Annotated in this window: 8 protein-coding genes; 6 read left to right on the top strand and 2 right to left on the bottom strand. The window is 71.7% G+C overall.

Annotation, left to right across the window (positions count from 1 at the left end; genetic code table 11):
* Nucleotides 1-50 precede the first annotated feature (50 nt).
* Both ACZ561_RS10715 and ACZ561_RS10710 read right to left on the bottom strand, forming a co-directional pair.
* On the bottom strand, nt 51-1,724 hold the full coding sequence (locus ACZ561_RS10715) for an acyl-CoA dehydrogenase family protein (RefSeq protein WP_470992177.1): 1,674 nt from the start codon (nt 1,722-1,724) through the stop codon (nt 51-53).
* 88 nt (nt 1,725-1,812) lie between these two features.
* Entirely contained in the window at nt 1,813-2,430 is a 618-nt protein-coding gene (locus ACZ561_RS10710; RefSeq protein ID WP_470992174.1) for a TetR/AcrR family transcriptional regulator, read from the bottom strand.
* Between the two features lie 304 nt (nt 2,431-2,734).
* Here ACZ561_RS10710 and ACZ561_RS10705 point away from each other — a divergent pair, with 304 nt between their 5' ends.
* From ACZ561_RS10705 to ACZ561_RS10680, 6 genes are all read left to right on the top strand, one after another.
* Nucleotides 2,735-3,340, top strand: coding sequence for a TetR/AcrR family transcriptional regulator (locus ACZ561_RS10705; RefSeq protein WP_470992171.1), 606 nt, complete (start codon nt 2,735-2,737; stop codon nt 3,338-3,340).
* Nucleotides 3,341-3,489: 149 nt separating this feature from the next.
* The gene (locus ACZ561_RS10700) at nt 3,490-4,413 is read left to right on the top strand and encodes a TauD/TfdA dioxygenase family protein (protein ID WP_470992168.1); all 924 of its coding nucleotides are present in this window, start codon (nt 3,490-3,492) and stop codon (nt 4,411-4,413) included.
* Between the two features lie 235 nt (nt 4,414-4,648).
* A complete protein-coding gene (locus ACZ561_RS10695; protein WP_470992165.1) occupies nt 4,649-5,857 on the top strand; it encodes an MFS transporter in 1,209 nt (402 codons plus the stop codon).
* A gap of 123 nt (nt 5,858-5,980) precedes the next feature.
* On the top strand, nt 5,981-7,693 hold the full coding sequence (locus ACZ561_RS10690) for an aldehyde dehydrogenase family protein (protein WP_470992163.1): 1,713 nt from the start codon (nt 5,981-5,983) through the stop codon (nt 7,691-7,693).
* Between the two features lie 58 nt (nt 7,694-7,751).
* Complete coding sequence (locus ACZ561_RS10685) at nt 7,752-9,233, top strand: long-chain-fatty-acid--CoA ligase (RefSeq protein ID WP_470992160.1); 1,482 nt, start codon at nt 7,752-7,754, stop codon at nt 9,231-9,233.
* A 207-nt stretch (nt 9,234-9,440) separates the two neighbouring features.
* The gene (locus ACZ561_RS10680) at nt 9,441-10,127 is read left to right on the top strand and encodes a DUF4230 domain-containing protein (protein WP_470992158.1); all 687 of its coding nucleotides are present in this window, start codon (nt 9,441-9,443) and stop codon (nt 10,125-10,127) included.
* Nucleotides 10,128-10,184 lie beyond the last annotated feature (57 nt).

The following is a 10,184-nucleotide window of genomic DNA, read 5'->3' as shown; positions in this document are numbered from 1 at the left end:
GGAACGTGCCCGACGGCTTACGCCAGCCCGGCGGGAACGTGCCCGACGGCTTACGCCAGCCCGGCGGGAAGCCGGTCGAGAATCGCCGCGAGGTTCGTACCCGTCGGCAGTGTGCCGAAGGCCAGGCCCCGGTCGCCGGCCAGCCTCGAGGCGCAGAAGGCGTCCGCCACCGGAGTGGGGGCGTGCCGTACGAGCAGGGAGCCCTGCAGGACGAGCGCCAGGCGTTCCACCAGGCGCCTGGCGCGAAGCTCGGCGTCCTCCGGCCGGGCCAGCTCGCCCAGCACTTCCCGCCACGCGGCGTCGAGCCGAGGGTCGGCGCCCGCCGCCGACTCCACCTCGGCGCGGAAGGCCTCCAGGGATTCGGGTTCACGGACCAACGCGCGCAGTACGTCGAGGGCGTTGACGTTGCCCGAGCCCTCCCAGATGCCGTTGAGGGGCGCCTCGCGGTACAGCCGAGGCATGCCCGAGGCCTCGTCGTAGCCGTTGCCGCCCAGGCATTCCAGGGCCTCGGCCACCGCCGCGGGCTGGCGCTTGCACACCCAGTACTTGCCGACCGCCGTGGCCAGGCGGAGGAACGCCCGCTCGCCGGCGTCGCCGCGCTGGGCGCGATCGGTCGCGCCCGCGACCCGCAGGGCGAGGCTGGTGGCGGCCTCCGACTCCAGGGCCAGGTCCGCCAGGACGTTGCGCATCAGCGGCTGGTCGATGAGCTTGGCGCCGAACACCGAGCGGTGGCGGGCGTGGTGGGCGGCCTGCGCGAGGGCGGCGCGCGTGCCGGAGGCGGAGCCGAGGATGCAGTCCAGGCGGGTCATGGTGACCATGTCGATGATGGTCCGCACGCCCTTGCCCTCGCCGCCGACCAGCCAGGCCACCGTGTCGTCGAACTCGGGCTCGCTGCTCGCGTTGGACCGGTTGCCGAGCTTGTCCTTCAGTCGCTGGATGCGGAAGGTGTTGCGGCTGCCGTCGGGCAGCACACGCGGGACGAGGAAGCAGGACAGGCCGCCCGGGGCCTGGGCGAGGACGAGGAAGAGGTCGTTCATCGGGGCGCTGGTGAACCACTTGTGACCGCGCAGCCGCCAGCTTCCGTCAGCCGTCCGCACGGCCGTCGTGGTGTTGGCGCGGACGTCGGTGCCGCCCTGCTTCTCCGTCATGCCCATCCCGGCGAGGAGACCGCGCTTGGCGCCGGGCGCCCTCAGCCCCGGGTCGTACACGCGGCTGGTCAGCAGCGGCTCGTACTCCTTGGCCAGTTCGGGGGAGTGGCGCAGTGCCGGCACGGCGGCGTACGTCATCGACACCGGGCAGCCGTGACCTGCCTCGGCGGAGCTCCACACCATGAAGCCCGCAGCACGCGCCACATGGGCACCGGGGCGCTCGTCGGCCCAGGGCGCGCCGGCCAGCCCCTCGCTGATCGCGACGTCCATCAGGGAGTGGTACGAGGGGTGGAAGTCCACCTCGTCGACGCGGTTGCCGTAGCGGTCGTGGGTGCGCAGCACGGGCTCGTAGTGGTTGGCCTCCTCGGCCCAGCGCTGGACCTCCTCACTGCCGGTGCGACGGCCGATCCGGTGCAGGTCGTCGACGTACCACTCGGCGCCCTCCCGCCGTACGCCCTCCAGCAGGACCGGGTCGTCGGCGACGTCGTGACCGACCAGTGGGGGAGCCTGGTTGGTGACGTCGTGGGTGCGGTCGGTGGGGTTGCTGACCGGCCGGGTGTCGGCGGTGGTGGTCATGGTCGTGTCCTTCGGAGTCGTCGGGAGGAGTGGCGGAGCCGTCGGAGAGGTGGTGCGGTCGCGATCCGTGCCAGTCGGGTACGGCCGGTCAGCCCGCCGGGGATTGCCCGACGCCCAGGCAGCGCAGGGACATCGCGGTGAGCTCGGCGATGAGCTGTTCGGCGGAATCCCCGTCGGAGGCGCCGAGCGGGTCCACCAACACCTCGCCGATGGCACCGGTCAGGGCGGCGGCGGTGACCTCCGCGTTCTGCTGCGGCAGCACGCCCGAGGCCACCCCCTCGCTGACGACCTCGGCGAACAGCGTCCGGTAGCGGCGCCGGTACTCCAGGCGCTCGGCACCGACGGCGGGCTCGGCCGGCGCCGCTAGCAAGGCGTAGGCCAGGCCGCGGCGTTCGAGGGACCGCCGGGCGAACACCTCGACGCCCCGCGCGAGACGCTCCACCGGATCACCCGGGCTGCGCAGCACCTCGCCGAGCACCTCGACCTCACGGCCGGAGGCGCGCCGGAAGACCTCGACGGCCAGCGCCGCCTTGGACGGGAAGTGCTGATAGACCGAGCCGGCCGCGATGCCGGCCGCGGCGGCGACGGCGTTCACCGAGGCCTGTGCCCAGCCCACGTCGGCCACGACATCGGTGGCCTGCTGGATCAGATGCTCCCTTGCGCTGCTGAGCCGAGCCAGCTCGGCCGGCGTCTTGCGGTATGCCATAGAAGCAGTGAATCATCGTTCAGACCTTCACGCCAGAGACGGGTACGCCCTGGCAAGAACGATCAGGAGTACGGGTGCACCTCAGCGCCACGCTGGACAGCGCCGTCCGCAAGGCCGGCGGCCAAGTGCTCGTCTGCTGCGAGCAGCGGCCTCGCTGCCGGACGTCACGCGGTGGGTGGACGGCCTGTTCGGCCGTGGACGGGGGAGCGGGGAAGGGATCCGTGCGGCCCGTCGTGCGAGCGGCGGGCTGTCGGCCTGTGCGGCCGGAGTGGATGATCATTGTCGTCGCCCGTAGGGTCAGGGCATGGTCGACGAGCAGGTGGGGCGGGGCGGCGGGCGAGGTCCTGGGCGGCCCCGGGAGGAGCGGGTCACCCGCGCGGTGCTGGACGCCGTGGTCGCGCTGGTGGCCGAGCAGGGCATGGGCGCTGTCACGATGGACGCCGTGGCCGCCCGGGCCGGGGTCGGCAAGCCGTCGATGTACCGGCGTTGGCCGACCAAGCAGGACCTGGTCATCGCCGCTGTGGAGTCGCGGGTCGGTCCGTTGTCCGTTCCGGATATGGGTGACTTCCGTGCCGAGCTGCGAGCCGTGCTCACGGCGCGTCTGGAGGCGTACCGCACACCCGGGGTCGACCGGCTGCTGGCCGGTGTGATCGCCTCCGCGGCCGATGCGGGCGCCGACCGTGGCGCGTACGGGGAGTCCACCGCACGGGTCGTGGGGGAGACGCGGAACATCTTCCAGCGGGGGATCGTACGTGGCGACGTCCGGCCCGGCATCGACGTGGACGCGGCGGTGACATTGGTCGCCGCCTCGCTGGTGTTCCGGATGGTCGCCGAACAGCGTCTGCCCGACGAGCGGTTGGTGGACTCGGTGGTCGACCTCATCGGCCGCGCCGTCGGCACCACGCCCTGACGGGGCTTTCCCGTGTTCGTTCGGTGGTGATCTTCCCGGTCTGGATTCGTTACCGACAGTTTTGAATTTGGTGACCGCAACCCCTTGTCAGTGGCGTCACCAGATATCGATACTCCTGGTAACGAATCTTCGAGCCGTCCGGAGGAACCATGGACGTCACCGCCGCCACCCCCAAGCCCGTCCTCGACAAGCCCCTGATGCACTACGGGACACGCGTGCTGGACCGTACGGCGCCGGGCACCCCGGAGACCCGGTACGAACTCCTCGACATCACCCCGCTCACTCCGCACTTCGGCGCCGTGCTCGGCGGTGTCGACCTCACCCAGGGGATCGGGGAGGCTCTCGCCGAGGAGCTGCGGCAGGCGCTGCTCGAGTGGAAGGTGATCTTCTTCCGCGGCCAGGCCGGCTTCACGGCCGAGCACCAGCTCGCGCTGGCCGGCGTCTGGGGCCCGCCGGAGCCGAACCCCTTCTTCCCCGGGGCGGAGCGCGTCGGGGTCTCGCGGCTCGCCAGGGACGCCACGGCCATGGGGCACAAGAACATCTGGCACAGCGACCACTCCTTCATGGTCAACCCGGCCCTCGGCTCGGTGCTCCGCGCCATCGAGGTCCCGGCCGCCGGTGGAGACACCATGTGGGCGGACATGGGCGCCGCATACGACAACCTCTCGGAAGAGCTCAAGAAGCGGATCGAGAACCTCACCGCTGTCCACGACTGGGAGCCCAGCTGGGGAGCTCTCATGAACGACGAGCGGAAGGCCGCCTTCCGCAAGAACTGGCCGCAGGTCGAGCACCCGGTCGCCGTGCGCCACCCGCGCAGCGGCCGCAGGACGCTCTACGTCAACGAGCCCTTCACCACCCGCATCGTCGGCCTGTCGGACGCCGACAGCCGTGAGCTGATGGACGAGCTCGTGCTGCAGGCCCGCATCCCCGAGTACCAGATCCGCTTCCACTGGGAGGCCGACTCGATCGCCATCTGGGACAACATCGCCACCCAGCACTACGCGATCAACGACTACTACCCGCGGCGCCGGGTGATGGAGCGCGTCGCGATCGAGGGTGTCGCTCTCTCCTGATCCCGCGCATTCATGTTCCGGGGCCGGCCGCCGGCCCCGGAACATCGATGCCCGTAGTCCCTCCTCACCCTCCCGCCCTCCCCGCCCTCCCGCCCGGCAACGACGCCGGCCGCACCCCCTCCGGAGGATCCGTAACCGCCGCTGACACCACGTCGAGGCAGCTCGGCGATCCGACGTCGGCATACCGCAGCACCAGGTTGGTGCCTGGACCGTCACCGGCCTGCTCGTCGCGTTCATGATGATCAACTTCGCGGACAAGTCCGTGCTGGGACTGGCGGCCGATGAGATCCGCGTCGATCTGGACCTCAGCGCCACCCAGTTCGGCCTCGCCAACAGCGCGTTCTTCCTGCTCTTCTCGGTTGCCGCGGTCGTGGTCGGCATGTACGCCGGCAAGGTGCGGCCCACCACCGTGATCCTGATCATGGCCCTGCTCTGGTCGGTGGCCCAGGTGCCGCCCGCCATCGGCGGCGGGCTCGCCGTCCTGATCGGATCGCGGATCATGCTCGGCGCCGCGGAGGGCCCCGCCTTCCCGGTCGCCCAGCACGCCACGTTCAGCTGGTTCCCCGACCACCGGCGCAATCTGCCCGGCGCCCTGGTCACCCTCGGCATCACCCTCGGCGTGATCACCGCTGCCCCCGGCCTCACCTGGATCATCGACAACCACCACTGGCGCACGGCCCTGTGGGTGCTCGCCGCCATCGGACTGGTCTGGGCGGTGGCCTGGCACTTCCTCGGCGGGACCGGAACGTACCGGACCGCCGACGCACCCGCCCGCGACGCCGGCCAGGACGCCTCCGTGACGTGCGGCGGCCCGGTCCCCTACCGACGCATCTTCTCCACCCCCACCTGGCTCGCCGTCACCGCCGCGTACTTCACCTGCTACTGGGCCCTGGCGCTGATGCTGGTCTGGCTTCCCTCCTACCTGCACAACGGACTCGGCTACTCCTCCGCCGAAGCCGGCCGCCTCGTGGTACTCCCGTGGGCGATGGGCGGCGTCGTCCTGCTGACGCAGGCAGGCGTCACCGGATGGCTGATGCGACGCGGGGTGAGCACCAAGTGGGCGCGCGGCGGCGTCGGAGGCGCGGCGCTCGGTCTCGGCGCGCTCGCCTGCCTCTGCGTACCCCTGGTGGACGGCACCGGCGCCAAGACCGCGCTGCTGGCCATCGGATTCGGTCTGGCCGGTTCGTACGCAGCCGTCGCGGCCACCACCGTCTCCGAACTCGCTCCGGCCGCCCGCGCCAGTGGAGCCCTCGGCGTGATGAACGCCGTGGTCACCACGGCGGGGCTGGCCGCCCCCGCCATCGTCGGACTCATGGTCGACAAACAGGGCACGGACGGCTACCAGAACGCCGTGATCATCACCGGTGCGATGCTGCTCGTCGGTGGGCTGCTCTCCGCCACCCTCGTCGACCCGTCCCGCGACCGGGCGCGGCTGCGCGCCTGATCCGTCGCCCCGGGACGCAGGCGCAGGAAGCGCGACCACACCCGACAGCGCCGCGCGGCGACGAGCCGCCTCGTGCCCACATCCTCCGGGAACCCCCGCCCTCGACCAGGAGTTGAAACCCCCATGACCTCCGTCTCCGCCCTCGACACCACACAGCTGGACCGCGCCGTCGCCGATCTGCGCGCAGGCGCCGAGAAGTGGACGGCCACGCCGATCGCCGAGCGGATCTCGCTGCTGGAGCGCATGCTTCCGAGGATCGCAGCGCGCGCCGCGGGCATGGTCGCGGACGCCGCCGCGGCCAAGGGCTTCGACTCCGACGCCCCGTGGGCCGCGGAGGACTGGATCGGTGCCCCCTGGGCCCTCGCCCAGGGGGTGAGCGCCCAATTGCACGTACTGCGCCGGATCGCCGCGGGAGAGCCCCCCGTCGACCCGGGCGCCGTGCACGAGCGCGACGGCCGCGCCGTCGTCGACGTCTTCCCCGCCACCGGCTGGGACAAGCTGCTGCAGAACGGCACCACCGCCCAGGTGTGGACCAAGCCCGGCACCACGGCGCGGCAGGTCCTCGACCGGGCCGCCGGGGAGTACCGGGGACGCGCCGGCCGCCCCGCCGTCGCGCTCGTGCTGGGCGCGGGCAACGTCGCGGCCATCACTCCGCTCGACATCCTGCACAAGCTCTACGCCGAGGGTCAGACCGTCATCGCCAAGATGAACCCGGTCAACGACTACCTGCGCCCGCACTTCGAGTACGTGTTCGGCGAGTTCGTCGACCAGGGCTGGGTGCGCTTCGCCGACGGAGGCGCCGACGTCGGCGGCCACCTCGCCGCCCACGACCACGTCGACGCCATCCATGTCACCGGAAGCGAGCGTACGCACGACGCGATCGTGTGGGGAACGGACGAGCGGGCCGCCGAGCGCCGCCGCGCCGACACCCCCCTGAACGGCAAGCCCTTCAGCAGCGAACTCGGCGGTGTCACACCGTGCATCGTGGCGCCGGGCGACTGGAGCGCCGCCGACTTCCGGTACCAGGCCGAGCACATCGTCACCAGCAAGATGAACAACTCGGGCCACAACTGCGTCGCGAGCCAGATCCTGATCCTGCCCCGCGACTGGGACGGCAGCGACCGACTGCTCGACGAGATCCGCCGGGTCCTGCGCGAACTGCCGCCGCGCGCCGACTACTACCCGGGCGCGGGGAACCGGCTTGACGCGGTCCTGACCGCCCATCCGCAGGCGGAGGTGCTCGGAGAGGGGCCGTGCCGGATCCTCGTGCCCGATCTCACCGGCGAAGACGACATGCTGCTCACCGACGAGGTCTTCGGCAGCGCGCTCGGCGTCGTCCGGCTGCCCGGCGCCACCGCGGACGCGTTCCTCCGCGAGGCCGTGGACTTCGCCAACGACAGGCTGCCCGGCACCCTGGGCGCCACGCTCATCGTCCACCCGAAGACCGAACGCGCCCACCGCGCCGCCGTGGACTCCGCCGTCGCGGGGCTGCGCTACGGCACGGTCGGCGTCAACGCCTGGTGCGCGATCGGCTTCCTGCTGGGGTACACACCCTGGGGCGCGTACCCCGGCCACACCCGGCAGGACATCGGCAGCGGCATCGGATTCGTACCCAACGCGTACCTGCTGGAGGACATCGAGAAGACGGTGCTCCGCTCGCCGTTCGCACCGGCCCCCCGCGGTCTGTTCACCGGCTCGCCCTCACTGGCGCCGCGTCCGCCGTACTTCGTCACCAACCGCACCGCGCTGACGACCGTCGAGCGGCTGACCCGCTTCACGGCGGCACCCTCCGCAGCCAGGCTGCCGGGCCTCTTCGCCTCCGCCCTGCGCGGCTGACCCCGCCGCCGGCACCCTGTCCCGCCCCCGACCGCCCCTACTCCCCGAAAGCCGCCCCATGAACCTCGCCGAGATCCTGTCCCGCACCGCCGCCGAACACGGCCCCCGCACGGCCGTCGAGCTGGGCGACGACGCCCTCACCTACGCCGAACTCGACACGGCCGCCGGCCGGGTCGCCGCGCTGCTCACCGGCCGCGGCGTCAACCCCGGCGACCGCGTGGGCGTGATGCTGCCCAACGGCCTCGACTTCCCCGTCCTCTACTACGGCATCCTGCGCGCCGGTGCCGTCGCCGTCCCCATGAATCCGCTGCTGAAGCCGCGGGAGATCGCCCACTACCTGCGCGACTCCGTCGCGGTGCTGCTCTTCGCCCACGAGACGTGTGCCGCCGACGCGGCGCGGGGCGCCGAGGGCACCGCGGCGACCGTCGTCCCGCTCGCCGCGGGCACGCTCACCGACCTGCTCGCCGGGCACGGGGAGCCGGCCGCCGCCACGCAGCCCCGCGCGGACGACGACACCGCCGTACTGCTCTACACCTCCGGCACCACGGGCTCCCCGAAGGGCGCCGAACTCACGCACGCCAACCTGCTGCGCAACACCGAGATCTCCGCGCACTCGCTGTTCCGCCTCAGCCCCGAGGACGTGATCCTGGGCTGCCTGCCGCTGTTCCACACCTTCGGCCAGACCTGCGCGATGAACGCCGCCGTCGCGGCCGGCGCCCGGCTCACCCTGATGGCCCGCTTCGATCCGGCCCTCGCGCTGCGGACAGTCCAGGACCGGGGCGTCACCATCTTCGCCGGGGTCCCCACCATGTACGCCGCACTGCTCGCCGCCCGCACCGCGCAGCCCGAGGCGCACGACTGCGCCACCTTGCGCATGTGTGTCTCCGGCGGCGCCTCCCTGCCCGTGGAAGTGCTGCACGGATTCGAGAAGGCCCTCGACGTGCCGGTCCTGGAAGGCTTCGGGATGTCCGAGACCTCGCCCGTCGCCTGCTTCAACCAGCTCGACCGCCCCCGCAAGGCAGGCTCGGTGGGCACCCCGATCGAGGGCGTCGAACTGCGCCTGATCGACGTGCACGACGGTGTAGGCGAGCTGTGCGTACGCGGCCACAACGTGATGAAAGGCTACTTCGGCCGCCCGGACGCCACCGCTGAGGCCATCCAGGACGGCTGGCTGCACACCGGCGACCTCGCCCGTGTCGACGAGGACGGCTACTACTACATCGTCGACCGGAAGAAGGACCTCATCATCCGCGGCGGCTTCAACGTCTACCCGCGCGAGGTGGAGGAGGTGCTGTACGAACACCCCGCCGTCGCCGAGGCCGCGGTGATCGGCCTGCCCCACACGACCCTCGGCGAGGAGGTCGCGGCCGCCGTCGCGCCGCGCCCCGGGTCGGACGTGACGGCCGACGAACTGCGGGAGTTCGTCCGGGAGCGGGTGGCGCCGTACAAGTACCCCCGGGAGATCAGGCTGATGGAGGCGCTGCCGAAGGGCGCCACCGGCAAGATCGTCAAGCGGGAGATCGACTTCGGCGACGCGTGACGCACGCACCGTTCGGGCGCGGAGTACCACGTCCTCGCCCGACGGACGCGGCCTCCGCCCGGCAATGGGAGCTCGTGCCATGCCGGGCGCGTGGCGCTCTCGCACGGAGTTCCGCCGCGTCGGGAATCATGCGCCTCAGGGATGCCAACCAACCCCAGAGTGAGGCTGGTTGGGAGTGGCGACCGGCTCGCGGGGCACCAGCAACACATGCGAGAAGACGCGGAAGACAAGCCTCCGAGCAGTACGCAGACACGCCCAAGGCCCCCGCGCAGGTGGCCTGCTGTCGCCGTCGTACTCGTCGTGCTGTCCCTGGTCCTCTTCCTCCTGGGGCGGTTCGTCCATGTGCCAGGACTGGACGACGTGTTCGGTGTCGACACGCAGGACCGTTCCGGTCCGGCGGTGTTGAAGTCCATCCAGGACATGCACCGGTACGAGGGCGCCGCCGGCAACTACCAGGTGGTGGTCGACCTGGAGAAGGACGCCCGGCTGCTGCCCGACTCGATCCGCGGGACTCGTACGCTCTTCGTCGCGAGCGGCAGCGTGGCCGCGTACGTCGACTTCGGCAGCATCGGCCAGGGCAGCGTGACCGTCGACGAGAAGCGCACGACTGCCACCCTCCGCCTGCCGCACGCGCGGCTCGCCGAGCCGGCCGTGGACCCCAAGCGCTCCTACACCGTCTCGAAACAGCGCGGCCTGGTTGACCGGCTGGGCGACCTGTTCTCCGACAACCCGGCCGACGAGCGTGCCGTCCACATCCTCGCCGCCGACCGCATCGGTGACGCCGCCAAGGAGAGCGACCTGACGCAGCGGGCCGAGAAGAACACCACGTCAATGCTCCGAGGCCTGCTCCGCGCCCTCGGCTTCGAACAGGTCACCGTGACGTACGCGTCGTAGCAGGTCCCCCCAGCCCGGGAGCCGTACGTCGAACGGTGTCCGCTCCTTCATCGGGGG

This window comes from Streptomyces sp. NPDC039609, from assembly GCF_055596705.1.
This window is presented reverse-complemented; position numbering and strand designations above follow the sequence as displayed.

Coding starts and splice junctions, on each gene's coding strand:
- ACZ561_RS10715 (WP_470992177.1), bottom strand. CDS start 1,724: ATGACCACCACCGCCGACACCCGGCCGGTCAGCAACCCCACCGACCGC.
- ACZ561_RS10710 (WP_470992174.1), bottom strand. CDS start 2,430: ATGGCATACCGCAAGACGCCGGCCGAGCTGGCTCGGCTCAGCAGCGCA.
- ACZ561_RS10705 (WP_470992171.1), top strand. CDS start 2,735: ATGGTCGACGAGCAGGTGGGGCGGGGCGGCGGGCGAGGTCCTGGGCGG.
- ACZ561_RS10700 (WP_470992168.1), top strand. CDS start 3,490: ATGGACGTCACCGCCGCCACCCCCAAGCCCGTCCTCGACAAGCCCCTG.
- ACZ561_RS10695 (WP_470992165.1), top strand. CDS start 4,649: ATGATGATCAACTTCGCGGACAAGTCCGTGCTGGGACTGGCGGCCGAT.
- ACZ561_RS10690 (WP_470992163.1), top strand. CDS start 5,981: ATGACCTCCGTCTCCGCCCTCGACACCACACAGCTGGACCGCGCCGTC.
- ACZ561_RS10685 (WP_470992160.1), top strand. CDS start 7,752: ATGAACCTCGCCGAGATCCTGTCCCGCACCGCCGCCGAACACGGCCCC.
- ACZ561_RS10680 (WP_470992158.1), top strand. CDS start 9,441: ATGCGAGAAGACGCGGAAGACAAGCCTCCGAGCAGTACGCAGACACGC.